The sequence below is a fragment of the Nocardiopsis sp. LDBS1602 genome (assembly GCF_035818715.1).
Lineage (GTDB): Bacteria > Actinomycetota > Actinomycetes > Streptosporangiales > Streptosporangiaceae > Nocardiopsis > Nocardiopsis alba.
Window position 1 is genome coordinate 64,546 of the sequence record NZ_JAYLVW010000002.1, and the last position, 24,201, is coordinate 88,746.

General features: G+C 70.0%; 23 protein-coding genes. 11 read left to right on the forward strand and 12 right to left on the reverse strand.

Annotation, left to right across the window (positions count from 1 at the left end; genetic code table 11):
• Window positions 1-101 precede the first annotated feature (101 nt).
• The 4 genes from U9J66_RS08325 to U9J66_RS08340 all read left to right on the forward strand — a co-directional run bounded on the left by U9J66_RS08325 (window position 102) and on the right by U9J66_RS08340 (window position 6,009).
• Window positions 102-2,036 (forward strand): methylmalonyl-CoA mutase family protein, encoded by a 1,935-nt coding sequence (locus tag U9J66_RS08325; protein WP_326337445.1) that lies wholly within the window; start codon window positions 102-104, stop codon window positions 2,034-2,036.
• Window positions 2,033-4,267 carry a methylmalonyl-CoA mutase gene (gene scpA / locus U9J66_RS08330; protein WP_014911751.1) on the forward strand — a complete coding sequence of 745 codons (2,235 nt, stop codon included), beginning with the start codon at window positions 2,033-2,035 and terminating at the stop codon, window positions 4,265-4,267. Before U9J66_RS08325 ends, scpA begins: the two co-directional genes overlap by 4 nt.
• Complete coding sequence (gene meaB, locus U9J66_RS08335; RefSeq protein ID WP_026124721.1) at window positions 4,264-5,328, forward strand: methylmalonyl Co-A mutase-associated GTPase MeaB; 1,065 nt, start codon at window positions 4,264-4,266, stop codon at window positions 5,326-5,328. The genes scpA and meaB overlap by 4 nt, the downstream gene beginning before the upstream one ends.
• A gap of 309 nt (window positions 5,329-5,637) precedes the next feature.
• Window positions 5,638-6,009, forward strand: a complete 372-nt coding sequence (locus U9J66_RS08340) for an STAS domain-containing protein (protein ID WP_026124722.1) — start codon at window positions 5,638-5,640, stop codon at window positions 6,007-6,009.
• A gap of 145 nt (window positions 6,010-6,154) precedes the next feature.
• On the opposite strand, the gene U9J66_RS08345 is transcribed toward U9J66_RS08340, so the two are convergent.
• On the reverse strand, window positions 6,155-6,697 hold the full coding sequence (locus tag U9J66_RS08345; RefSeq protein ID WP_026124723.1) for a hypothetical protein: 543 nt from the start codon (window positions 6,695-6,697) through the stop codon (window positions 6,155-6,157).
• Window positions 6,697-7,011 (reverse strand): hypothetical protein, encoded by a 315-nt coding sequence (locus U9J66_RS08350; protein WP_014911351.1) that lies wholly within the window; start codon window positions 7,009-7,011, stop codon window positions 6,697-6,699. Before U9J66_RS08350 ends, U9J66_RS08345 begins: the two co-directional genes overlap by 1 nt.
• Before the next feature lie 110 nt (window positions 7,012-7,121).
• Between U9J66_RS08350 and U9J66_RS08355 the strand changes: the two genes are divergently transcribed.
• The 3 genes from U9J66_RS08355 (at window position 7,122) to U9J66_RS08365 (ending at window position 8,890) form a co-directional block, all read left to right on the forward strand.
• Window positions 7,122-7,742: a hypothetical protein gene (locus U9J66_RS08355; protein ID WP_326337446.1), complete on the forward strand. Its 621-nt coding sequence runs from the start codon at window positions 7,122-7,124 to the stop codon at window positions 7,740-7,742.
• Between the two features lie 67 nt (window positions 7,743-7,809).
• The gene (locus U9J66_RS08360; protein WP_026124724.1) at window positions 7,810-8,391 is read left to right on the forward strand and encodes a GNAT family N-acetyltransferase; all 582 of its coding nucleotides are present in this window, start codon (window positions 7,810-7,812) and stop codon (window positions 8,389-8,391) included.
• Window positions 8,392-8,422: 31 nt separating this feature from the next.
• Window positions 8,423-8,890 carry an NUDIX hydrolase gene (locus U9J66_RS08365; RefSeq protein ID WP_014913320.1) on the forward strand — a complete coding sequence of 156 codons (468 nt, stop codon included), beginning with the start codon at window positions 8,423-8,425 and terminating at the stop codon, window positions 8,888-8,890.
• 88 nt (window positions 8,891-8,978) lie between these two features.
• Here U9J66_RS08365 and U9J66_RS08370 read toward each other — a convergent pair whose 3' ends face one another.
• The 3 genes from U9J66_RS08370 to U9J66_RS08380 form a co-directional block, all read right to left on the reverse strand.
• Window positions 8,979-9,239 carry a DUF6504 family protein gene (locus tag U9J66_RS08370; RefSeq protein WP_014910526.1) on the reverse strand — a complete coding sequence of 87 codons (261 nt, stop codon included), beginning with the start codon at window positions 9,237-9,239 and terminating at the stop codon, window positions 8,979-8,981.
• Between the two features lie 128 nt (window positions 9,240-9,367).
• Window positions 9,368-10,210 (reverse strand): M48 family metallopeptidase, encoded by an 843-nt coding sequence (locus U9J66_RS08375; RefSeq protein ID WP_017533097.1) that lies wholly within the window; start codon window positions 10,208-10,210, stop codon window positions 9,368-9,370.
• A gap of 106 nt (window positions 10,211-10,316) precedes the next feature.
• Window positions 10,317-10,982 (reverse strand): DivIVA domain-containing protein, encoded by a 666-nt coding sequence (locus U9J66_RS08380; protein WP_014908457.1) that lies wholly within the window; start codon window positions 10,980-10,982, stop codon window positions 10,317-10,319.
• 626 nt (window positions 10,983-11,608) lie between these two features.
• On the opposite strand from U9J66_RS08380, the gene U9J66_RS08385 reads away from it, so the two are divergent.
• Complete coding sequence (locus tag U9J66_RS08385; protein ID WP_326337447.1) at window positions 11,609-12,901, forward strand: hypothetical protein; 1,293 nt, start codon at window positions 11,609-11,611, stop codon at window positions 12,899-12,901.
• Between the two features lie 102 nt (window positions 12,902-13,003).
• Here U9J66_RS08385 and U9J66_RS08390 read toward each other — a convergent pair whose 3' ends face one another.
• Window positions 13,004-13,885: an N-acetylmuramoyl-L-alanine amidase gene (locus U9J66_RS08390; RefSeq protein WP_161110786.1), complete on the reverse strand. Its 882-nt coding sequence runs from the start codon at window positions 13,883-13,885 to the stop codon at window positions 13,004-13,006.
• 568 nt (window positions 13,886-14,453) lie between these two features.
• Here U9J66_RS08390 and U9J66_RS08395 point away from each other — a divergent pair.
• Window positions 14,454-15,575, forward strand: a complete 1,122-nt coding sequence (locus U9J66_RS08395; RefSeq protein WP_326337448.1) for a hypothetical protein — start codon at window positions 14,454-14,456, stop codon at window positions 15,573-15,575.
• Window positions 15,576-15,839: 264 nt separating this feature from the next.
• On the opposite strand, the gene bldC is transcribed toward U9J66_RS08395, so the two are convergent.
• Together bldC and U9J66_RS08405 are read right to left on the reverse strand one after the other, a co-directional pair.
• Window positions 15,840-16,043, reverse strand: a complete 204-nt coding sequence (bldC, locus tag U9J66_RS08400) for a developmental transcriptional regulator BldC (protein WP_013155387.1) — start codon at window positions 16,041-16,043, stop codon at window positions 15,840-15,842.
• Window positions 16,044-16,751: 708 nt separating this feature from the next.
• Window positions 16,752-17,585 carry a hypothetical protein gene (locus U9J66_RS08405; protein WP_014908467.1) on the reverse strand — a complete coding sequence of 278 codons (834 nt, stop codon included), beginning with the start codon at window positions 17,583-17,585 and terminating at the stop codon, window positions 16,752-16,754.
• A 253-nt stretch (window positions 17,586-17,838) separates the two neighbouring features.
• Here U9J66_RS08405 and U9J66_RS08410 point away from each other — a divergent pair, with 253 nt between their 5' ends.
• Window positions 17,839-18,066 carry a DUF3073 domain-containing protein gene (locus U9J66_RS08410; protein WP_014913176.1) on the forward strand — a complete coding sequence of 76 codons (228 nt, stop codon included), beginning with the start codon at window positions 17,839-17,841 and terminating at the stop codon, window positions 18,064-18,066.
• A 153-nt stretch (window positions 18,067-18,219) separates the two neighbouring features.
• Here the strand turns inward: U9J66_RS08410 and purM are convergent, their stop codons facing one another.
• From purM to U9J66_RS08425, 3 genes are all read right to left on the reverse strand, one after another.
• On the reverse strand, window positions 18,220-19,284 hold the full coding sequence (purM, locus tag U9J66_RS08415) for a phosphoribosylformylglycinamidine cyclo-ligase (RefSeq protein WP_017533101.1): 1,065 nt from the start codon (window positions 19,282-19,284) through the stop codon (window positions 18,220-18,222).
• Window positions 19,285-19,405: 121 nt separating this feature from the next.
• On the reverse strand, window positions 19,406-20,902 hold the full coding sequence (gene purF, locus U9J66_RS08420) for an amidophosphoribosyltransferase (RefSeq protein WP_017533102.1): 1,497 nt from the start codon (window positions 20,900-20,902) through the stop codon (window positions 19,406-19,408).
• Window positions 20,903-20,968: 66 nt separating this feature from the next.
• Window positions 20,969-21,421 carry a sterol carrier family protein gene (locus tag U9J66_RS08425; protein ID WP_014908309.1) on the reverse strand — a complete coding sequence of 151 codons (453 nt, stop codon included), beginning with the start codon at window positions 21,419-21,421 and terminating at the stop codon, window positions 20,969-20,971.
• A 479-nt stretch (window positions 21,422-21,900) separates the two neighbouring features.
• On the opposite strand from U9J66_RS08425, the gene U9J66_RS08430 reads away from it, so the two are divergent.
• Complete coding sequence (locus tag U9J66_RS08430) at window positions 21,901-22,518, forward strand: DUF47 domain-containing protein (RefSeq protein ID WP_014908919.1); 618 nt, start codon at window positions 21,901-21,903, stop codon at window positions 22,516-22,518.
• 53 nt (window positions 22,519-22,571) lie between these two features.
• On the opposite strand, the gene U9J66_RS08435 is transcribed toward U9J66_RS08430, so the two are convergent.
• Window positions 22,572-24,143, reverse strand: coding sequence for a PucR family transcriptional regulator (locus U9J66_RS08435; protein ID WP_042284442.1), 1,572 nt, complete (start codon window positions 24,141-24,143; stop codon window positions 22,572-22,574).
• Between the last annotated feature and the right edge of the window lie 58 nt (window positions 24,144-24,201).

Below are 24,201 nucleotides of genomic sequence, written 5' to 3' on the forward strand. Positions count from 1 at the left end.
GGACGAGGCCGCCCGCGACGAGGCGCGTTTCTCCCACCCGTGTGTCGTACGCCGCACCCCGACGTACCGGAACCGAGCGCGATTCTCTACCATCTCGAAGTATGGACGTCCCAGAGAGCGGGTCCGCCGAGGCCCTCGACCCGGCGGAGGGCTTCGCCCCGGCCACCCGTGAGCGGTGGCGCGAGCTCGTCGCGGGTGTGCTGCGCAAGAGCGGGGTGGCCGAGGAACGGCTCGCCGACACCCCGGAGTCGGTGCTGAACACCCCCACCCTGGACGGGTTCGACATCGAACCCCTCTACACCTCCTCTCCTCCGGCGGCCGATCCCGGCTTTCCCGGGATCGCCCCCTTCACCCGCGGTCACCGGCCCGGCGGCGGGGTCCTGGAGGGGTGGGACATCCGGGCCCGGCACACCGACCCCGACCCGGCCGTGCTCCGCCGTCGCGCGCACGACGACCTGATGAACGGTGTGGGATCCCTGTGGATCCACGTGGGCGGAGCGGGGCTGCCGGTCTCCGGCCTGGCCGAGGCCCTCACCGACGTCCACCTGGACCTGGCCCCGGTCGTCCTGAGCGCCGCCGGCCCGCAGGCCCTGGAAGCGGCCACGGCCCTGCTCGGCGTCCACGCCGACGCCGGTGTGCCCGACGGTCGGGTCATCTCCCACCTGGGGCTGGACCCGCTCTCGACGGCGGCCCTGGCCGGGGAACGCCCCGAGGTCGCCGACGCCGCCCGTTTCGCCGCCGAACACGCCGCGCGCTTCGCCCACCTGGGGTTGTTCGTCGCCGACGGCACCCTGGTGCACAACGCGGGCGGGTCGGTCTCCCAGGAGATCGGCGCGGCCGTCGCCGCAGGCACCGCCTACCTGCGGGCGCTCGTCGAAGCAGGGGTCGACGTCGCCGACGCCGCCGGTCGGATCGAGTTCCGGTTGGCCGCCGACGCCGACCAGTTCTCCGTCATCGCCAAGCTTCGCGCCGTCCGCGCCATGTGGAATCAGGTCCTGGAGGCCTCGGGCGTGCCCGCCGACCGTCGGGGGACGCGTGTGCACGCCACCACCTCCGAGGCGATGCTCACCCGCCGCGACCCGCACGTGAACATGCTCCGCGCCACCGTGGCCTGCTTCGCGGCCGGGATCGGCGGGGCCGACGCGGTCACCGTCGCGCCCTTCGACTCGGCGGTCGGTCGCCCCGACGACTTCGCCCGCCGGATCGCCCGCAACACCCAGTCGATGCTGATCGAGGAGTCCCACCTGGCCAGGGTCATCGACCCGGCGGGCGGCTCCTTCTACGTGGAGTCGCTCACCGCCGACCTCTACCGGACCGGCTGGGAGTTCTTCCGAACCCTGGAACGCGCCGGAGGCATCGCCTCGGCGATCGTGGACGGCACCCTGCTCGCCGAGGTGGACCGGGTGTGGGAGCGCCGTCGTGAGGCCCTGGCGACCCGTGCCGCCCCGCTCACCGGTCTGAGCGAGTTCCCGAACCCGGACGAGACGCCGCTGGAACGCGACCCCGACCCCGTGGCCTCTCCGGTCCCGGTTCCGGGCGGTTTCCCGGTGCGCCGCCGCGGCCGGGACTACGAGGCCCTGCGCGACCGCTCCGACGCCTGGACGGAGCGGACCGGGGACCGGCCCACCGCCTTCCTGGCCACGCTGGGGCCGGTGGCCGCGCACACCGCCCGGGCCTCCTTCGCCACCAACCTCCTGGCCGCCGGTGGGATCGCCGCCGCCACGCCCGGACCGCTGGAGAACGCCGACACGGCGGTGACGGCCTTCGCCGACTCCGGACACCGCGTCGCGGTGATCTGTTCCTCCGACGCCCTCTACGCCGAGCACGCCGAGACGCTCGCCCGTGCCCTGAAGGGCGCGGGGGCCCGCCGGGTGATCCTGGCCGGGGCGCCCCGCGACGCCTACCGCGAGGCCGGCGTGGACTCCTTCGCGTTCAAGGGCGGCGACGCCGTCGCCCTGCTCACCGATCTGCTCGACGTCCTCACCATCGAACCGCCGAGCGTCACGACCGACTCCGTACAGGGGGAGAGCGCATGATCCCCGACTTCTCCGACGTTCCGGCCCGCCCGCCCGCCTTCACCGGCCCGGCAGAGAAGGGCGAGGCCGACTGGCGACGCGCATTGGAGGAGGCGACCGGCAAGGCCGCCGACGCCCTGGAGTGGGAGACCCCCGAAGGGATCGGGGTCAAGCCCCTGTACACACCCGCCGACCGGGCCGGGCTGGACTTCGTGGACGGTCTTCCGGGGATCCCGCCCTACCTGCGCGGCCCCTATCCGACCATGTACGTCAACCAGCCCTGGACGATCCGCCAGTACGCCGGGTTCTCCACGGCTGAGGAGTCCAACGCCTTCTACCGGCGCAACCTGGCCGCCGGACAGAAGGGGCTGTCGGTCGCCTTCGATCTGGCCACCCACCGGGGCTACGACTCCGACCACCCGCGTGTGGCCGGCGACGTCGGCATGGCGGGCGTGGCCATCGACTCCATCTACGACATGCGGCAGTTGTTCGACGGCATCCCGTTGGACCGGATGAGCGTGTCCATGACCATGAACGGCGCCGTGCTGCCGGTTCTGGCCCTGTACATCGTCGCGGCGGAGGAACAGGGCGTTCCCCCCGAGAAGCTGTCGGGGACCATCCAGAACGACATCCTCAAGGAGTTCATGGTCCGCAACACCTACATCTATCCGCCCGAGTCGTCGATGCGGATCATCTCCGACATCTTCGCCTACACCTCTCGGCGGATGCCGCGCTTCAACTCCATCTCGATCTCCGGCTACCACATGCAGGAGGCCGGGGCCACGGCCGACCTGGAGCTGGCCTACACCCTGGCCGACGGGGTCGAGTACATCCGGGCCGGGCAGCGTTCGGGGCTGGACGTGGACGTGTTCGCGCCTCGCCTGTCGTTCTTCTGGGCGATCGGCATGAACTTCTTCATGGAGGTCGCCAAACTGCGGGCCGCCCGCCTGTTGTGGGCGCGGCTGGTCAGGGACCTGGGCGCGGCCAAGGACAAGTCGTTGAGCCTGCGCACCCACTCCCAGACCTCGGGATGGTCGCTGACGGCCCAGGACGTGTTCAACAACGTGGCCCGCACCTGCGTGGAGGCGATGGCCGCCACCCAGGGGCACACCCAGTCGTTGCACACCAACGCCCTCGACGAGGCGCTGGCGCTGCCCACCGACTTCTCCGCCCGCATCGCCCGCAACACCCAGCTGCTGTTGCAACAGGAGTCGGGCACCACCCGTGTCGTCGACCCTTGGGGCGGCAGCTACTACGTGGAGAGCCTCACCCGGAGCCTGGCGGCCAAGGCGTGGTCGCACATCCAGGAGGTGGAGGCGGCCGGCGGTATGGCCGCGGCGATCGACGCCGGTCTGCCCAAGATGCGGATCGAGGAGGCCGCCGCCCGTACCCAGGCGCGGATCGACTCGGGGCGTCAGCCGGTGATCGGGGTCAACAAGTACCGCCCCGACGGCCTCGACGAGATCGAGGTCCTCAAGGTCGACAACTCCCGTGTGCGGGCCCAGCAGTTGGAGAAGCTGGCCCGTCTGCGCGCCGAACGGGACGAGGAACGGGTGCGTTCGGCCCTGGACGCCCTCACCCGGGCCGCCGAGGGCGAGTCCAGGACCGACGAGGCGCTGACCGGCAACCTGCTGGCGGCCGCCGTCGACGCGGCCCGGGCCAAGGCCACGGTCGGGGAGATCTCCGACGCGATGGAGCGGGTGTTCGGCCGTCACTCCGGTCAGATCCGTACCATCCAGGGTGTGTACAAGGACGAGGCCGCGGGCAACGAGAACGCCGCCGACCTGATGGAGCGGGTGACGCGCCGGGTCGAGGAGTTCGCCGAGGCGGAGGGGCGCAACCCCCGCATCCTGGTGGCGAAGATGGGTCAGGACGGTCACGACCGGGGCCAGAAGGTCATCGCGACCGCGTTCGCGGACCTGGGCTTCGACGTCGACGTGGGTCCGCTCTTCCAGACCCCGGCCGAGGTCGCGGCGCAGGCGGTGGAGGCCGACGTGCACGTGGTCGGGGTGTCCTCGCTGGCCGCGGGGCACCTGACACTGGTGCCCGCGTTGCGCGAGGAGCTGGCCGGACTGGGCAGGGAGGACATCATGATCGTGGTGGGCGGGGTGATCCCTCCCGGGGACTTCGCCGAGCTGCGCGAGGCCGGGGCGGCGGCGATCTTCCCGCCCGGTACGGTGATCGCCGAGGCCGCCATCGATCTGCTCGACCAGTTGGAGGAGCGGGTGGACCCGGACCTGGAAGGGGAGTGAGCGTGACGGCGCGCAGGAGGCGCTCGGTGGACGTGGACGCCCTGGCCGAGGGGGTCCTGTCCGGGCACCGGCCGACCCTGGCCAGGGCGATCACCCTGGTCGAGTCGCGCAGGCCGGACCACGCGCGCGCCGCCCAGGAACTCCTGGTGCGGTTGCTGCCGCACACCGGCAAGGCCCAGAGGGTGGGGATCACCGGGGTCCCGGGGGTCGGAAAGTCCACCTTCATCGACGCGCTCGGCACCCGGCTCACCTCCAGAGGGCACCGGGTCGCGGTGCTGGCGGTCGATCCCTCCTCGACCCGGACGGGCGGGAGCATCCTCGGGGACAAGACGCGTATGGCGGCCCTTGCGGTGGATCCGAACGCCTTCATCCGGCCCTCTCCCACGGCGGGCACCCTGGGAGGGGTGGCCCGGGCGACCCGGGAGACCATGCTGCTGATGGAGGCGGCCGGGTTCGACGTGATCCTGGTGGAGACCGTCGGCGTCGGCCAGTCCGAGGTCACGGTCGCGGCGATGGTCGACTGCTTCCTCTTCCTCACACTGGCCCGCACCGGCGACCAGCTCCAGGGCATCAAGAAGGGCGTCCTGGAACTGGTGGACGTCGTGGCGGTGAACAAGGCCGACGGTCCGCACGCCGCCGACGCGAGGAAGGCCGCCCGGGAACTCTCCCGGGCCCTGCGGCTGCTGCGGCCGGTCCACCCCGAATGGCGTCCTCCCGTGCTGACCTGTAGCGGTATGACCGGGGACGGGTTGGACGAGGTGTGGGACACGGTGGTCGAGCACCGCGCGGTGCTGGAACGCGACGGGTCCCTGGCCGAGCGGCGCAGCGCCCAGGGCGTGGACTGGATGTGGGATCAGGTGCGAGACCGGCTCATGGACACGTTCCTGAGGGACGCGACCGTGGCCGATCTCATCCCCGACATGGAGAGCAGGGTCCGTTCGGGCGATACGACGGCCACACTGGCCGCCGGAGCCTTATTGGATTCCTTCACTCAGAGTGAGGGTCGGCGAGAAGGGCGAAGGGAACGTGAACGCCCTGAAGGAGACACCGGGGACCTCTGAGGAACATCGGACAACGCCGGTTCCGATGTCGTGAAATGACACAGTGTGATCGGGAGATATCGGGCCGCTCGACCGGGGTTCGCGCCCATGAGGCGAAAATTTCTTGTCCGATGGCATTCCCGTGACGGCGGTTCGCTTATACCGTGTGTGTCCAACGACTTACCAGGCCGCACGGGCGCGCAGGCGTTCCCCTCACCGGACCGGCTTCGTGGGAGTGGAGCCGAGCCCGGTAGTCGTTCCCGGTCGGGCTGCGTATGGTTAAGCGAAGGGACCCCTCACCATCGGAACGTGGGGCCGGGAGGAGTGAACGTGCACAGGCTTGGACTGAGCACGCGGGTTGAAAGCCGCAGCGTGATCGTCGCGATCGAGGGAGAACTCGATATCGCGACCGCCGCCGACCTCCAGGAGCACATCAGGGCCACGATCGAGGACCACGGTCCGTGGTTGATCCTGGACCTGTCCACGCTGGACTTCATGGACTCCAGCGGGCTGAACGTCATCATCAACGCCTACAGGACCGTTCGCGAGCAGAACGGATCCCTGTCGTTGGCGGCTCTCAACGAACGCGTCACCAAGGTCGTCCGACTGGTCGGCCTGCACCGTCAGGTACCGGTCCACCAGACCGTCGCCACCGCCGTCGCGGCGATGGAGGCCCTGGAGGCCAAGCGTCAGGCGGGTTGACGCCTCGTCGATCGGCCCCCGAGTCCCCCCACCCCGGGACCGACAGCGGCCCCCGCGTGCCCTTGAGGTCACGGGGGGATAACGGTGTGTCCGGGTGGGGTCGTGCGAAGGACGACCCCACCCGGCGGCACCGCTCTCACGAACGTCACCGACCCGGTGGCGGGTTCTGTCCTGGGCGGGGTCGATGCGGCGGACCTCCGTGCGGCCCCTGAGCGGGCGGTGGCCCCTCGGGGAAGGGAGATCCTTGGGCCGGTGGTCCGGGGGGTCCGCCCTGCCCGGGCGGCGGCCCGTGGCCGGGGCCGTGACCCGGTGTCGGCCACTGAGGGCGCGGAGCCCGGGGGTCCGGCCCGTACGGGGGCCTGCGGCCGGGGGTGCCCGCGGACCTCGGACGGGAGACCTTGCGCAGCGCCACCAGCAGCAGGATCACCGGGAGGCCGTACGTGACCAGGGTCAGGAGGCTTCGTACGACACCGCCCACCGTCAGGGCGGTGATCGGGTCGGTCAGGGCCATGGCCACAGGGGTGATCCCCAGCGACAGCAAGGGGAGCACCATGATCAGGATCGCCGCGGTGCGCACCAGGCCGGCGGCACCGACGGCCCGTCCGGCGAGGACGAGAAGCGTCACCCCCAGCGCGATGGGCAACAGCAGGCCGGTGACCAGGCCGACGGCGGCGTAGGTTCCGAACATCAGCGTCCCTCCCGAACGGACTTGACGACGGCCGCTCCGAGCAGGGCCGGTCCGCCGAGGAGGCAGAGGGAGGCCGCGATGTTGAGGATCAGGTTCAACGCGCCCCCGTCCTGGGACAGGTCGATGATCGCCAGATGCACGGTCAGGGACCGGATCAACTCCATCAGGGCTCCCAGACAGAACAGGAGGGCACCGGTCAGCGCGGGTCCTCTGCGGCCCGGCGGGGCCAGGGCGGTGAACACCACGAAGGCCACTCCGAGCACGAACAACAGACCGTAGGTGACGAGGGAACTGACGAGCAGGGTGATGAGCATGGGCCTCCCCAGGACGGCGGACCTTCCGACGTTACCCCTGACGCCCTCTCACGTTCTCGCCGGGAGGTCCGGCCGTACGGGCCATGTTCGATTCGAGTAGATTCGTCCGCATGAGCGAACCCGTCCCCCAGGGTGCCGACCGTCCCTTCGACGATCCCGGGCACGTGAAGGCCGTCCGCCGCCGAGGAGGGGCGCTCGGGGCGGGGATCGGCCTCCTCCTGTTCTCCGGGTTCGCCTTCGGTCTTCTCGGCGGAGTCGGCGAGGACCCGTGGTCGGGCCTCCCCATCGGACTGCTCGTCTCGGGGTTCCTCGTGGCCACGGTGCTCGGTGCGGTGGTCGCCGCGCTGTTCCTCCTCTCGGCCCGCCGTCGGCCGCCGTGGTGGGTCGGGACCACCCTTCTCGAGCGTCGGACGGTGCAACGGGTGCTCTGGACGGGCGAGCTCTCCGGAGCCCTGGAAACGGACCGTCGTGCCCTGCTCTACGCCGCGTCGATCCGAAGGCGCGGACCGTGGCCCCTCGTCCTCCTCGGTCTTCTCATGATCTCGGGGGTGGTGGCGGCGCTCTCGCCGGCCGAGGGGCCCTACGGTGAGCAGGGGTGGTCCACCGCCCCCGCGGGTCTTCTGTGGTTCGCCGGACTCCCGGCCCTCGGTGGGGCCTTCGTCCTGGTGATGGGCGCACGTGAACTCCGACGGGCGCGGACCCTTCTGGAACGCCACGGGGACGGGGCCTGAGTTCCTCCCCGGGACGCGGAGGGAAAACCCGTTGTCCCCGGTCGGGCACGCTGCTTGAATGCGATCCATGATCCCCGTCGACGCCCTTCGCGACCAGCCCGTTCTTCTCGGACGCGGTGTCCGCCTCGTCCCTCTCGACGCCGACAACGCCGATCCCTTCATCGCCTCGCTTCTCGACATGGATCCCGAGGTCCGGCGGATGACCGGCACCCACAAGCGGTTCACCGAGGAGGAGCTGCGCGCCTTCGCCGCGAGCAGGCCGGACCGGCACGACCGGGCCGACTGGCTGATCCACGACCGTGACACCGGGGCCTACGTCGGTGAGTGCGCGCTCATCGACCTGGACCCCGACAACGCCGAGATGCACTACCGGATCTCTCTGAACGGTCTCGCCGTCACGGGGAAGGGGTACGGCACCGCCGCCACCGACGCGGTCCTGGAGTACGCCTTCGAGACGGTCGGACTGCACCGGGTCGCGCTGGAGGTGTTCGACTTCAACACCCGCGCGCGGCGCTCCTACGAGAAGTCGGGGTTCGTACGCGAGGGCGTCTGGCGCGGGCACCTGAGGTGGGACGGCGCGTGGCACGACGCGATCCTGATGTCGATCCTCGACGACGAGTACCGGGCCTCGCGCGCGGCGCGGGGCTGAGACCGGCCCCTTCCGCCGCTACCGTCGGAGCATGGTTCCCGACTTTCTCCTGCGGTTGCGCGAACACGTGGGTCACGGCCTTCTGCCCCTGGTGGGCGTGACCGCCGTGGTGCTCGACGACGACGGCGCGGTGTTGCTGCACCGGCGCTCGGACGACGGCCGCTGGGCCACCCCCGGAGGCATTCTCGAACCGGGGGAACAGCCGGCTCGGGCCGTGGTCCGGGAGGTCCGCGAGGAGACCGGGGTGGAGGTGCGGGTGGAGCGATTGGCCACCGTGATCGCGCAGGAGCCGTACACCTACCCCAACGGCGACCGGGTGCAGTTCCTCGATCTGGCCTTCCGCTGCCGGCCGATCGGAGGTGAGCCCAGGGTCGACGGGGACGAGAGTCTGGAAGTGGCCTGGTTCGCCCCGGAGGAGATGCCGCGGATGGCCGAGCGCATCCTCGAACGGATCCGTCACGCGCGTGAGCGCGAAGGGGCGCCCTACTTCCCGCTCTGAGCCTTCTCGGCGCCGAGGGCGTGGTCTCGGGGACGGAGGTCGACGCCCGTCGGAAACGTTCCGACGGGCGCCCATCGCGGTCGTGCGGTCAGTTCCACTGCCGACGCATCGTCCAACGGTCCGAGGCGTCGTCCCGGGAGATGTCGATGATGCTCGGCTCGCCCGACTCCGACTCCGCGGAGACTCGGAGCAGATGTATTCGAGTGGCCGGTACCCCGGGGGCCTCGGCGCGGGCGGGCCAGTCGCCGATGATTCTGCGCACCCGGAAGGTGTGTCCTCGCCAGATGAACTGCGCGGGGTTCCCACCATCGGTGGAACGTACGTCGATCTGTTCGTTCAGAAGACTCACTATGACAGCCTATCGAACACGTGTTCGAGAGAGTCGACTCTCTCGGAGGGTCGCGAACACCCTAGGGGTACGAGGGCGCGGAGCGCAGTTCGGCGCGCGGGAGGAAGAGGTCGGATCGGTCGAACGGTTCAGAGGAACACGCGGCCGCGCCGGCCCCGGTCCCGTAGGGCGGCCATGCGCCTGACGTTGCTCGGTCGCCGGGAGAGCAGGTGGTAGAGGGAGAGCGACACGCCGCGCTCGCCGGTGGCCCTGGCGGCCATCTCGCCCAGGTTCACCCGGGTGTACAGCTCGGCGCCGCCCGCGAACAGACGTACCGCGTGGGCGCCCTCGGGGGCCTGCGCCAGCGCGTGGTCGTCGGCCGTGTACTCGCGGACCCGGGCCAGCGCCGCGCCCAGGCCGGGGACGAGTTCGGCCCCCAGGGTCGCCAGGCGCTGCCAGTAGCCGGTGTGGCCCGCGGCGATGTGCCCGATCTGGTGGGCGACCAGGAAGGCCAGGGCGTCCGGGTCGCGGAGCCGCCCCTCTCCGTCGAACATCGCGCCGGGCAGGATCAGATAACGGCGCAGCCCGTGCGCCGCCGCGTCGAGGCTCGCCGAGGGCGTACCGATCCTGACGTAGGCCTCCGGAGCCCGGGTCAGACCGGTCTCGGCGGACAGGGTCATGACGAGACGGTAGGCCTCGGGGAACTGGGTGGGGGAGATCCGCACCGACTCGGCGCGCTCTCGCGCGTACCTGAGCCCGCGCGCCCACCAGCACCCCAGAGGCACCGACACCGCGAGGATCGGGATCCACGGGGAGGTACCGGACACCGTCCACAGAAGGCGGAGCAGAACGGCGGCCAGGAGCAGTGACACCAGTACGCACAGGAGGAACAAGGGTCTCTCCCAGGGATGCCCGGGAGGCGGGACGATCTCCGCGTCCGTGTCCTCGATGTACGCGTCCCGGATGTACCCGTGCGGGCGAGTGTGCGTCATGCTGCTCCCCTCGGGCCACCGGCGGCGTGGGATGGCTACTCTCTGTGCCTAAATATTACTTTCTGCTTCCCTTTTCACGGGGTGATGGCGCCGGCGTGTTCCCGGTTCAGGGTTGCTCGTAGCGGCGCAGCTCGTCGGCGAGCGCGTCCAGGAACCGGTCGACCTGCGCGGGGTCGTATCCGGGGCGGGCGCGGGTCGTGGCGAACTGCACCCGCTCCACCTCGGCCGAGGTCAGGGTGGCCCGGTCGGTTCTGCCCTGGAGGAGGACCCCCAGGGTGTGCTCGGCGCGGTCCAGGAAGTCGTCCACCTCCTGCTCGTTGTAGCCGGTGGTCAGGCGGGTGGTGGCGAACCGTGAGTTGCGGATGTCCTCCGGGGTCATCCGGGGGGTCGCGCCGGGCGCTCCATGGGCTCCGGGAAGGCCGGGCGGCATGGGGTGTCCCGGCACGCTCTGGCCGGGGCGCGGCGGCAGCGGGGGCGGTACGACCTGGCCCAGACCGCGGCCGGCGAGTTCGGCGGCGACGACGTCGAGGAAGTCGTCGACCTCGTCCTCGCGGTATCCCGGACTCATGCGGGTGGTGCGGAAGCGGGAGTTGCGGATCTCCTCGGCGGTGATCAGGGCACCGCGGCGCGGACCGCCCTCCAGGGCGATGAGGGTCTCCTCGATGCGGTCGAGGAGGGCGTCCACGTCCTCCTCGTTGTAACCCGGGCGTAGACGCACCGTGTGGAACTTCTTGTTGCGGATGTCCGCCGGTGTCAGAGGCATGGTCCCCATTGTGCAGTTCATGAGGTTCGAAGGGGTGTCGTCACGGGCTCATCCGTGACGCGATTTCGTGGAGGCCGGGCGTGGAGGGGGTGGGCCGGGCCCCGACATGAGGTTCACGGTGTGTCCCGCGCCACGGTGCGGCCCGTCCGTGGCCGACTTCGGACAGGCGGTCGGTATCTGTTCGCGATGACCTCGGAACGGTGGCCGTGAAGCGCTCTCCACCTGCGCGTCTTCCTTATAAGACGCATGTATCCGAGTTCGGTTTACCTTGATCGAAAAGAATGACGGAATCCATTAGTATCGATTACTCATGGTCGCGAAAGCCATTCCCTGTGATTCTTTCGATACATCCGATTCGGGTTATTCGACCCGGCGGCCGTGTACTGTTGCGGTCAGGCGGTCGAAGAGAGGAATCGGCCCCCGGCCCTTTCACTCGGTGGAACGCACTCGGTGGAACGCGGCCGTTGCGGCCACTTCATCGCCCCGATCCTCGGGCCTTCGCGCTCTAGAGGACGTCCCCCACAAACGCCCCTGGCCATGATCTTCGAGAACTCCCGCACCTCGTGAAATTCTGCGGCAACGACCGCGGCCAGGACCGGAAGCATTCGATTCCGGATGACTCGAAGAGGATTCTCGTGAAGAACTCTCCCCGAATCCATGCTCGCCGCGTGCTCCAAGGCGGCGCGGCCTTCGTCGCCTTCGGCGCCCTCGGCCTCGCCTCGGCCATGCCGGCCCACGCCGACACCTATGGCTGGGGTTACGCCTCCGCTCTCGGTGGTGGCGATGGGACCGTCGCGCAGACGCCCATCACCCAGGGCGACTCGGTCTCCGAGTCGTTCTCGACCGGTATCGGCGACTGGCTGACGGTCCAGGGCACCACCACCGCCAAGGTCGACGCCCAGGGCGCCAGCGCCACCACGGTCATCGACCGGGCCGACATCCTCATCACCGTCGAGAACATCGAGGACATCCTCGACCCCGAGGATGACGACGACGAGGACGAGGACGAGGACGAGCCCGAGGACGACACCGAGGACGACGACACCGACGAGGACGGTGACGACGAGTCCGAGGACGAGGACCCGGACCAGGGAGAGGACGACGGCTCCCAGGGTGGTGACGAGGGCGGCTCCGAGGGCGAGAACGGCTCCGGTGGCGGCGAGGACGGCACCGGCACCGTTCCCGGCGACGGGGGCGAGAACGGCTCCGGTGGCGGCGAGGCCCCGAACGAGAACGTCGAGGACGACGACGAAGGCCTCCCCGGCTCCGGCGAGGAATCCCCGGGCGGGGACGACGAGGAGAAGGTCACCACCGACTCCGCCGACGTCATCGTGCTGGACGAGGAGAACTCCGACCTCGTCGACGGTTCCTCCACCGTCATCATCGAGGGCACCATCACCGGCCTCAGCGTCACCACCACCCAGAGCTGGGACGGCGAGGTCGCCCACAAGTTCGACGAGGGCAAGTTCGAGGCGGCCCCGGTCCTCTACTCCTCCGAGGACGGTGACGAGGTCGAGCTGACCCTCCAGCCGGCCGTCAACAAGGGTGTTGTCACGACCGAGGCCGGAGGCTTCGTCTGGAACGACGCCTACACCCTCCTGTACATGAACTTCCTCATCGACGACGAGTTCATCAACGGCTATTCGATCGCCGAGAGCTTCGCGGGCATCACCACCGGCGTGATCGACGACGGTCAGGGCGGCGAGGGTGGCGAGGGCGGCGACACCTCCAAGACCCCGACCGGCGACCGTGACCCGAGCACGCTGCCCAAGACCGAGGCGCGCGGCTCGGAGCCGCTGGCCCAGACCGGTACCCCGCTGCTCGGCCTGATCGCCGCCGGTGCCGCGATCACCGCCGGCGGTGGCGCCGCCGCCTTCCTGGCCCGCCGTAAGAAGAACACCGAGGCCGTCGCGACCGACGAGGGCTGATCCGAACCGTCGTCGACGGGGCCGTGAGACGCCGATCGACACCGAGACGGTGAAGGGCCCCGGGGAGATCTCCCCGGGGCCCTCGCGCGTTCTCGATACCCGTCAGCCGCGCATCAGGTAGGCGGCCATGCCTCGGGCGATGGCGTCGGCGGCCCGCTCCCGCCACTCGGGGTCCTCCAGCAGAGCGGCGTCCTCCGGGTTGCGCATGTTCCCGGCCTCGAGGAACACCTTCGGCACGGTGGACAGGTTCAGCCCGCCCAGGTCGGTGCGCTCGTCCAGGCCCTCATCGGCGAGGTAGTCCGCGTAGGGGACGTCGCCGCCCTCCAGGTATTCGCGACGGATGTCCTCGGCCAGCAGGGCGGAGGGCTCCACGATCTCCTCGGTGAGCCCCGGGATCTCTCCGGGGGTGATGAGGTGGAAGCCGCGCCCCGACTCGGGGCCGCCGTCGGCGTGGATGGACAGGGCGGCGTCGGCCTCGTTCTCGTTGCCGATCTCGGCCCGCTCGTCGACACAGGGGCCGACGCCCTCGTTGTCCTCCCGTGTGAGGATCACCGTCACCCCGTCCGCCTCCAGACGCTCCTTGACGAGGAGGGACAGGTCCCAGTTGAACTCGTGTTCGGCGTAGCCGTTCACGCTCTCGGCGCCCACGGTGTCGCAGGCCTTCTCCCCGTTGCCGGCGGGGACCTGGGCGTTGATCTCGCTCGGGGCATCGGCGTTGCCGCCGTTGTGGCCGGGGTCGATCACCACGACCCGGTCTCCCAGGGGGCCGTCGCCCCGGGGCGCGGAGGAGTCCTCTCCGCCGTCGGCGCCGTCTCCTCCGCCCTCGCCGTCCTCGGGGCCGGGGAGGGGAGGGGCGGCCGTGGGGTCGCCGTTCGGGGCGCCGCCCGGCGCGGAGCAGGCCGTGGTCCACAGCGCCGCGAGTGCGAGCAGGGTCAGGGCGCGAACGGCGCGGCTCGGGCGCCCTGAGGGTGTGGAGTCGAGCATGTTCCACAACCTAGCCGTTGGACACTACCCCGCCGTACCTACACGAAGGCGGAGAAAACGCACATGTAGAACAGTCGACCGGGGGGTGGGGGCGTGAAATCGCCCTGATCGGCGGTGGGCGTTCCGTGGTCGTCCTCCCTTTCCGTGATGTTCGGGACGGTGTCGGAGAGTGGCCCACGAAGGGTGCGGTCTCGGGCATCACCACGACTCGTCCGTACTGTCCGTACGGACCATCTGTGCTGCTGGGAAAGCAGGGACTGGTGGGGAGAGAGGGGCAACTCTCCGCAGGTCACAGGGATCATCGAAGAGAAAAGGTCGCGCTGGGCGACAGGGCCGCCGCCTCCGGAACGGTTTCCGTTTTGTGATCAAGGCGTTAGGCTCGACGTGTGGATCGCTCTGCGCACGGCGTCCCACACGATCGGTACCCGATCGGTCCGAGGACCGCTCCCGAACCATGAACACCGCGCCCGACCGACCCGATCGGTCGGAACACCCCGCGCCGTCGTCTCCGCGCCGGACGGGGCCGACCCCGCGGTCGGGCATCCCCCAGACACAACAGGAGTATGTGGTGACTCCCGCCGAACCATCCTTCCTCCGCCGTCTCCTCACCGGCGGAACCCTCCTCGTGGCGTTGGGTGCGCTCGGCGCGGTCTCCGTTCCCCACCAGGCCTCGGCCACCTCGCTCGTTCAGGCCGACGCACGTGCCTGGGTCGCCGACGGAGACCTGGTCACCGGCTACTCCGCCATGACCGGTTTCGGTGACGACGGCGAGGACCGGGCCGGCTCCGAGACCCTTCGCGGGCCGCTCGCCCGCTACGCCCGGATCCAGGGTGAGAGTCTCAGCGAGGTCGACCGGGAGTCCGGCGCGAGCGCCTGGTCTCGGGTCGACACGGCCGAGGTCCGCCTCGACGTCCCCGCCCTCGTCGCGCTCGGCATGATCGACCTGCCCGGGGTCCCCCTCGAAACGCCCGAGCCCCCCGCGGGCGCGGAGGATACCGCGCCCGCGGAGGAGCGAGGGACGGGCGAGCCCCCCGGCGCCACCTCCACGCCCCCTTCCGAGTCGGAGCCGGAAGGGGAGGAACCTCTCATCCTGGGCGAGAACGAGACCACGAACGTGCTCGCCGACGACAACGCGGTGGAGTTCACCGTGGCCGACGTGTACAGCAGTGCCGACGCCCGCTACGACGGGCGGACCCGCGCGGACCTGGAGTACGGGGAGTTGACGGCGTTCGGTCGAACGGTGCCCGACTTCGAGGACGAGTACGTGGCGGAGGAGGTCCTGGAGGTCTTCGACAAGAACGGTCGTGTGGTCGAGGAGGTCCCCGTCAGCGTCCGTTTCCTCCCGGATGAGGCCTCCTTCGACGACGAGCATGAGAAGGGCCAGGGGGAGGGGATCCGCTCCTCGCTCACCGTGTCGGTCCAGGTGGGGGACCCCGAGGACGAGAACGGGTTCGTGGTCGATTTCGCCGAGACCCGGGCGAGCGGCTTCGGCCGCGATGGCGTGTCGGGCGAGGAAGGGGTCGAGGAGGCCGGCGGACGGGAGGCCGCGTCGCCGCATCTGCTCGCGACCACGGGGGGTTCGATCGCGGCGCTGGTCACCGCGGCGGCGGTGACGGTCGGTGGTGGGACGGCCGCCACGTTCCTGGCGCGTAAGCGGACCACCGCGTTGGACGACCGAATCGAGGACTGACCGGCGGTCCTTCCGGGCTCCGTGGTGCCGATCCGCCCGGGCGTGTTCCGGACAGAGGTGGTCCCTGGTTTCCGGTCAAGATGGGTCGAGCGCCGCTCGGCTCCGTTCCCGACTCGGGGTCGGTCGGGAACGGAGCGAGAGGCGTCCTTCTCGGCTGAGAGAAGGGCGGGTGGGTCACCCTGGCCGGATGACCCACCTGAATCCGTCATCGGTAGCCGGAGTACGTCCGGCCGCTCCCCCCGGAATCGGCACAGACCGGGGAGATCACTCCGTACGCTGGCTCGGAATGCCGGCCAGCAGGGCACGAACCTCGGTCTCGCGGTAGCGGCGGTGGCCGCCCAAGGTGCGGATCGAGGTCAGCTTGCCCGCCTTGGCCCAGCGTGTCACGGTCTTGGGGTCCACGCGGAACATGGTGGCAACCTCGGCGGGGGTCAACAGGGGCTCCGCCTCGGGCGTGCGAGTTGACATGTGTACGGCCTCTCCTCCTGGATCTGTGTGCCGATCCTTGAGCCTTGTTCCTGGCACTTGGCCCGGATGTCCAATATTTCCTCTAGGTCCATATTGGCATCACCCGAGGTGATTACGCGACCACACCAAGCAACTTTGCACGTGGGAGGCCATTGAAAGCCGCCCGTGGCCGCGTCACGCTAAGTGATTCTAGCGACACGTTTAGTGGCATGTGGCGTATTCGGTCAAAACTTCATTCTCAGGCCTCGTTTTTCGCGATCCGGTGTGCCCGAAGTGCTAGGGCGGACCTGACCGAAACCCGAGTGGGGAGGCCTGATCGGGGAGAGGTCGTCCCTGCTCGGCCGGGTTTCGAGGGGGATGCGGGGTGGATCGTGGGCGAGGCCGCTCGTCCGCTTCGGTCGGTGGGTGGCGCCACGCGGATCCTCGACGTGGCGGGGGTTGCGTTGTCGTCGTGTGTGCGATCGGTGACCGTCTCGCTACAGTCTACGTCGATACCTATCGGGCGTTATGCCCAGTTTCACGATGCTTGATGTCGTCTCCCCCTCGAAGTGGTCCTCCTACCGCCTTCACATGCGAAAAGAAGGTCGGAGGGGGCCGAGAAACCTGGTGTACCAGGTTGTCCGACGGCGTGGCGCTCGCCCTTTCGGAGCGGATGATGACGACGAACGCGGGGGTCGTGTCCACGAAAACCTGGGAGGAACGTGACACTCAGTTGGCGTGCTCCAGAGCGCGCACCGACCTCCAACGTCGAGTGATCCTCCTGCGCAGCTCCACCACGCGACCTCCGTCACCCTTCGCCAGCGCCTCGATGGCGTCGGAGATCTCGGCCACCGAATGGTCCTCGCTCAGATGGTCGTCGCTGAGCAGATGGGGGAGCCCTCCGTAGTCCAGTTCGAGCAGGGACTCGGGGTGGGCCACCAGGGACAGCCACTCGATGAGCCGTTCGGTCGAGGCCGAGACGGCGTGGTCCCCGATGTGCTCGCGCAACACCGCCACGGTGTGCTCCAACCGTCGCCGGGCCTGCGAGGTCCGGGTCAGGTACAACAGGGTCCTGGTGGTCCCGGCCGACAGGACCAGACACCGCTCCCGATGCTCGAAGGGGATGAACCACGGCACCGGGATCGTCCAATTGCTCGACAGGATGCCCGGGCTGGTCTCGCCCCCCGAATCGCGCCATCGTCGATAGCCCACCTCGGCCCGAGAGACCTCGGTGGTGGGCACGAAGGCGTCGAGCAGGGGCTCGGGCGTGGCGTCGGAGAACTCCGCGAAGGCGCGCCACGAACGCAGACGGGTCTGCCACGGGCACACGTACAGTCGCTCGTTCACCCGGCGCAGATAGGCGTCGCGGCTCTCCTCCGGCGGGGCGATCACCGGAGGGGTCGTGATGACCCGCCCCAGGCTCTCGGCGTGCTCGGCGGTCAGCGCGTTGATCCGCTTGGGCCGGTTCCGGGACGCGGAGTATCCCTCCCAGTACCTGCGGTCATGGGGAGAGAAGGCCGTGATCGGCTGATAGACGCGGAGGTAGGCGGTGTAGGGCAGCACGATCGCATCGTGGCACAGATCGTTGCGTCAGGCACTCACCTTGGGAAAGGCCAGGTCGCAGGGGGTTTGGTGCGCACGCCACATCCATCACCCCCGGGTGGCGTAGGCAGGGCGTGGTCCGACCAGGTACGGTTGTGTGTGTACGTAAGCTGACGCCTGCCGTCAGTCTCGTTTGACGGCCGTCAGCCTGGTAGTGCGGGTTAGTAAGTGATCTGGGGTTCGTCGGAACCCAATCGTTGAGGGGGTCGAGCCAATGGGGCGCGGCCGAGCCAAGGCCAAGCAGCAGAAGGTCGCCCGGAAGCTCAAGTACAGCACCGGTGGCACCGACCTTGATCGGCTGCGGTCGGAGCTGGGTGTCGCTGAGGGCGAGGGGTCTACCTCCGGACCATCCGGTCCGGAAGATCCTTACGCGGATGCTCACGACGACCTGGTCGACCGTTACGCGGATCTTGCCGACAAGTACTCGGACTCCGACAAGTAGTCGCACGTCGGCCGAGACTTTCAGGTCGCTCGGATGACAACCGCTGACCTGTAGCGGCCGCGGCTTTCTCATGGAAGTCGCCGCGGACAGGTGGATATAGCCGGTGCGAACCACCCAGGTGGTTCGCACCGGCTATATTCGCGTCCGTTTTTCTCACGCGTTCCGGTACTCGCCGTCGAGCACGGCCCGACCGGAGCCGGAGGTCACCACACCCAGGCGCCACGCCGGGACCCCGCGGTCGGTGAGCACCTCCAGCGCGCGTTCGGCGTCCCGCTCCGCGACGATCGCCACCATGCCCACGCCCATGTTGAACGTGGACTCCATGTCCTCCCGGGACACGTCGCCCTCGCGGGCCAGGTATCCGAAGATCGGCAGCGGTGACCAGGTGGAACGGTCCAGTCGGGCGTCCAGGCCCTCCGGCAGCGAACGGGACAGGTTCGCGGCCAGACCACCGCCGGTGATGTGCGAGTAGGCGTGCACCTCCACCGCCTCGGTCAACGCCACACAGTCCTTGGCGTAGACCCGGGTCGGGGTGAGCAGGACCTCTCCCAGGACCCCGCCCAGCTCCGGGACCTCCGAGAACAGATCCAGGTCGGCGCCGTCCACGATGTGCCGCACCAGCGAATAACCGTTGGAGTGCGGACCGGAGGCGCCCATCGCGATCACGACGTCGCCCTCGCGGACCCGGTCCGGGCCGAGGATCGCGTCGCCCTCGACCACGCCGGTGCCGGCGCCGGCCAGATCGTACTCATCGGGGTCCATCGATCCCGGGTGCTCGGCGGTCTCGCCGCCGACCAGCGCGCATCCCGCCTGGTGGCAACCCTCCGCGATCCCGCCGACGATCTCCGCGATCCGCTCGGGCACCACGGAACCGGTCGCGATGTAGTCCGTCATGAACAGGGGTTCGGCGCCACTGACCACCAGGTCGTCGACGACCATCGCGACCAGGTCGATGCCGATGGTGTCGTGCGTGTCCATCTGTCGGGCGAGCATCACCTTGGTGCCCACCCCGTCGGTGGAGGTGGCCAGGACCGGGTCCTTGTACTTCGCGGTGTCCAGGCGGAACAGGCCCGCGAACCCGCTGGCGTCGGTGACCTGCTCGGGCCGGCGTGTCCGTGCGACGTGACGCTTCATCAGGTCGACGGCGCGCTCCCCGGCGGCGATGTCGACACCCGCGGCCGCGTACGCGCCCGTCGCCCCTGTGCTGTCGGCTGCCACGCGAGTTCTCCTCGTGATTCTCTGCGGTGATGTGCGGGAACGCTCCGCCGCCCCGTCTTCGGGAACGCCGGAGGAACCGGCCGGACGTGAACGTGGCGGGCCGAACGGCCCGCCACGTGGATCAATGGCCGCCTGCGGCCACCGTGGACCCCTCAGGGGTGCCACAGGACTTCTCCAGCAGGTACTTGCCCTGGGAGTCGGCGTCGACCTCCAGCGGGTAGACACCGTCGAAGCAGGCGCGGCACAGCCGTTCCTTCGGCTGCTCGGACGCGGCGATGAGCTCGTCCAGGTCCACATAGGCCAACGAGTCCGCGTTGACGGACTCGGCGATCTCGTCCACCGAGAGGTTCGCGGCGATCAGCTCGGCGCGGGTGGCGAAGTCGATGCCGTAGTAGCAGGGCCACAGGACGGGCGGGCTGGAGATGCGCACGTGCACCTCGGCCGCTCCGGCGTCGCGGAGCATGCGGACCAGGGCCCGCTGGGTGTTTCCGCGCACGATCGAGTCGTCCACGACCACCAGCCGTCGGCCCTCGATGACCTCGCGCAGCGGGTTGAGCTTGAGCCTGATGCCCAGCTGGCGCAGGGTCTGGCTCGGCTGGATGAAGGTGCGCCCCACGTAGGAGTTCTTCACCAGGCCCTGGGCGAACGGGATACCGCTGGCCTCCGCGTACCCCACCGCCGCGGGGGTGCCCGACTCGGGCACGGGGATCACCAGATCGGCGTCGACCGGGTGCTGCCTGGCGAGCCGGCGGCCGACCTCCACCCGGGTGGAGTTGACGTTGCGCCCGTTGATGGTGGTGTCGGGGCGGGCGAGGTAGACGTACTCGAACAGGCAGCCCTTGCGGCGGGCCGGGGCGAAACGGCGGGAGCGGACCCCGTCACCGTCGATGACCAGCAGCTCTCCGGGCTCGATCTCGCGGACGACCTCGGCGCCCACGATGTCCAGTGCCGCGGTCTCGCTGGCCACGACCCAGCCGCCGGCGCCGGAGGTCTCACCGAGGCGCCCCAGCACGAACGGGCGGATTCCCTGGGGATCGCGGGCCGCGTAGAGGGTGTCCTCGTCCATGAACACCAGGGAGAAGGCGCCCTTGACCTGGGGGAGCAGTTCCAGGGCCGCGTCCTCCAGACGCAGACCCTCGCGGACCTTCGCGGCGAGCAGGTGGGTGAGGACCTCGGTGTCCGTGGTGGCCCCACCACGCTGTTCGGGCAGGGCGGCGGCCAGTTCGGGGGTGTTGATCAGATTGCCGTTGTGGCCGAGCGCCAGACCCCCCTCGCGCGCGGTGTAGAACGTCGGCTGGGCGTTCTCCCACACCGGCGACCCGGTGGTGGAGTAACGGCAGTGGCCGATCGCGAGGTGGCCTCTCAGAGAGTCGAGAGTCGCCTCGTTGAAGACCTGGGAGACCAGCCCCATGTCCTTGTAGACGACGATCCGCTCTCCATCGCTGGTGGCGATGCCCGCGGATTCCTGTCCGCGGTGTTGGAGCGCGTAGAGGCCGAAGTAGGTGAGCTTGCTGACTTCTTCGCCGGGTGCCCAGACCCCGAAAACGCCGCAGGCGTCCTGCGGGCCGCGTTCGAGCGGATCGAGGTCCATGGAGAGCCGGCCGTCGGAGAACGACACACGCACAGCTTAGCCGCTGGCCGATGGCGCACGGGCACGTGGGGGCGGGGTGGGGCCGGGAACCCCTCACACGGCGGGGTCGGAGGGCCACAAGGGCAGCTGTTCGGAGAGGTCGGCCCGGACCCCGCTCGCGCGCACGTCGTGCCCGGCGACGGCCTCCTCCCAACCGAGCAGCCCACAGGCCAGGCGCAGCCAGGTGACGGGATCGGTCTCGACCACCCCGGGCGGGGTCCCCCGTGTGTGCCGGGGCCCCTCCACCGCCTGGACCGCCCCGTACGGAGGCACCCGTACCTCCAGGCTCCGACCCGGGGCCCGGTCGGCCAGGATCGCCAGGCTGCACCGCACCGCGGCCTTCACCGCGGGCCGCGACGGCCCCTCGGCGCGCAGGACCGCGCGGGCACAGGCGGCCACGGCCTCCTCGTCGGTTCCGGAGAAGGGAGGTTCGCCCAGAGCGGAGAGCTGTTCGTCCAGAGCGGCGCGCAGACGCCGGACGGACGCCGGGGACAGAGCTGAAGGCATGCCCGAAGCCTACGGGCGCGACGACCCGCGCGCGCTGGAGAAAGGTGAGGACGGCCCCGCGAGAAGGCACGCCGACACTCGGGAGGGGCGGGTGACGATCGGGTGAACGGAAGGGGTACTTGTCATGCCGAGGAGTTGGACCCAAGGTGGACGTCGGAGGAGAGAGGTGGAGGAGTCCGCCTCTCTCCACCCCCCTGGGTGATTCCTGTCTCATCGTTCCGCTGGCCGGCCGGGGCGGGACACGGTAGCGTCCCGAAGCGTCCCGGTGTCGTTGAGATTGGGAGGATTGCGGTGGAACCCACGCCCTGCTGGTGTTCACCGCGCCGACACAGGCGGATGAACAAGGGGTGACCCGGACCGGACCCACCTCCCCCACACCGGGGCCCGGGCCCGGCGAGCCCTGCGCTGTCGCGCTGAAGCAACTGGTCAGCGCCCTTAACATCCACCAAGGAAGACCACCGCACCATCGGGAGAACGACGTGCGCCTGCGCTTGCGCCCGCGTGATGACAGCTACTACGAGATGTTCACCGACTCGGCGAACAACCTGGTCATCGGAGCCCGCCTGCTGGTGGAACTGATGAGCGACGGAGCCGACCGGGAGGCCATCACCGAGAAGATGCGTGCCTGCGAGCACGCCGGTGACGACGCCACCCACGCCATCATGCGCCGACTCAACAAGAGCTCGGCACCTCCGCTCCACCGCGAGGACATCTACCGTCTCGCCTCCAACCTCGACGACGTCATGGACTCGATGGAGGCCGCCGTCGACCTCATCGGCCTGTACGGCCTGGAGCGTCTCCCCAAGGGGATCATCGACCAGATCGAAGTGCTCGAACGCGCCGCCGAACTCACCGCGGAGGCCATGCCCCGGCTCCGGACGATGAAGGATCTCACCCGCTACTGGATCGAGATCAACCAGCTGGAGAACCAGGCCGACCGCATCTACCGGAAACTCCTCGCCAAGCTGTTCAGCGGCGAGTACGACGCCCTCACCGTGCTCAAGCTCAAGGACGTGATCGAGGAACTCGAGACCGCCGCCGACGCCTTCGAACACGTCGCCAACACGGTCGAGACCATTGTGGTCAAGCACGGATAAGGCCGGGGTTAGTCCGGGGTCGGTGCACACGCCCTCCCGTGCCGGTCTCCGGGTCAGGGGTTCTCGGCGTAGGCCTCCAGGGTGATGGCCAGGGCCAGCCGGGCGCGGGGGTCGTCCAGGCGCAGTGCCGTCACGTCGGCCATCCTGCGCATGCGGTGTCGGATCGTGTTCGGGTGGACGCCCAGCTCGTGGGCGGCCCGGTTCGGGTCGCCCTGGGCGCCGAGCCAGGCGCGCAGCGTCTCGGCGTAGCGGGTGCCGTGCTCGGCGTCGTAACGGGTCAGGTCGGCGACCGGGCCGTCGGCCGGCCGACGGCCCGAGGCGGAGGCCATCCGGAGCCGGTGCACCAGGACCTCGTCCCAGGACTCGTCGTAGGCCACGGCGGGCCGGTCGGTCCCGTCGGGGCGGTCGGCGTGCAGGGCGAGGCTCTCGTCGGCCTCGCGACGGCTCGCGGGCAGCCGAGCCAGGTCCGCCGGGCCTCCGATCCCGGCGTTCACCACCACGTGCGGGGGCAGCCCTCGTGTGGTCTCGGCCACCCACGCGCGCGCCGGGGCCGGGTCGGCTCCGCAGGGCAGGACCGTGTAGACGGTGCTGCCGAACACCGTGCTGCGGCCCGGCCTCGACCAGCCGAAGCCGGTGGTGGCCCGCTCGAAGGTCAGCAGGGTGGCGGAATGGCGCTCGTCGGACGTGTGCGCCTGGAGGGCGACCACACGGTGGGGCGTCGCCGCCAGCCCGAGCCGTCCGGCCGCCTCGGTCGGATCCATGGCCCCGGCCAGCAGCCGGTTCACCAGGTCCGACTCCACCTGGCGTTCCAGGTCCGCGCTCACTCGGGTGCGCAGCATGTGCAGCGCGACGGTCCGGGCGCCCTCGGTCAACAGCGTCGAACGCTCGGGGTCCAGCGGACGCTCGCAGGACGTCCACAGGGAGCCCAGGAACTCGCGACCCACCCGGACGGCCACGGCGGTGCGTCCGCCCAGGCCCAGGGACGGCTCCGGCGGTAGGAACAGGGGCTCGTTCGAGGACTCCAGGTGCGCGGTGACCCCCTGGCGTTCCAGATGGCGCTGCATCTCGTCGGAGACGCGACGGCCGAGGATGGTGTCCAGCCGGGCCCGGTCGGCGTCGGTCTGTCGGTCGGAGTAGGCGAGGAGCCGGTAACGGGGGTCCTCGATGGTCACCGCCCCGCCGACCTGGGAGGCGATGGTGTCGGCCAGCGCGGGCAGGTCGGCCGGTCCGCGCCCGGCCTCCGTCTCGCCGCCCTCCAGCACCAGTCCGTAGACCACTCCGGCGACCTGACCCCACGAGACCGACGTGTCGACCACCAGAAGGGCGATGCCGTGCTCACGGGCCGCCTCGGCGGCCTCGACGTAGGGCTCGCCGCTCTCGGCGGCCTCCGGAACATGCGGTGGCCGCACCACGACGGCCATGGCGCGGGCACGCTCGGCGAGCGCGACGGCGTGCGCCGGGTCGCTCACCCCCATGGCCAACAGGACGTCGCCCTTCTCCCGGCCGGGGACCCCGGGGTCGTGCAGGGCCACGCCGCGCAGTACCGTTTCCGGCGACGGTCGTGGTCCCACCAGACGGGTCCCGTATGTGCCGAGGATGGTGACCAACCGGTCCAGCAGAACCATCCCGCCACCCCTCCCATTGTTCGAAACCCACTTCACACTAGGGCGAAATTGTGCTGTC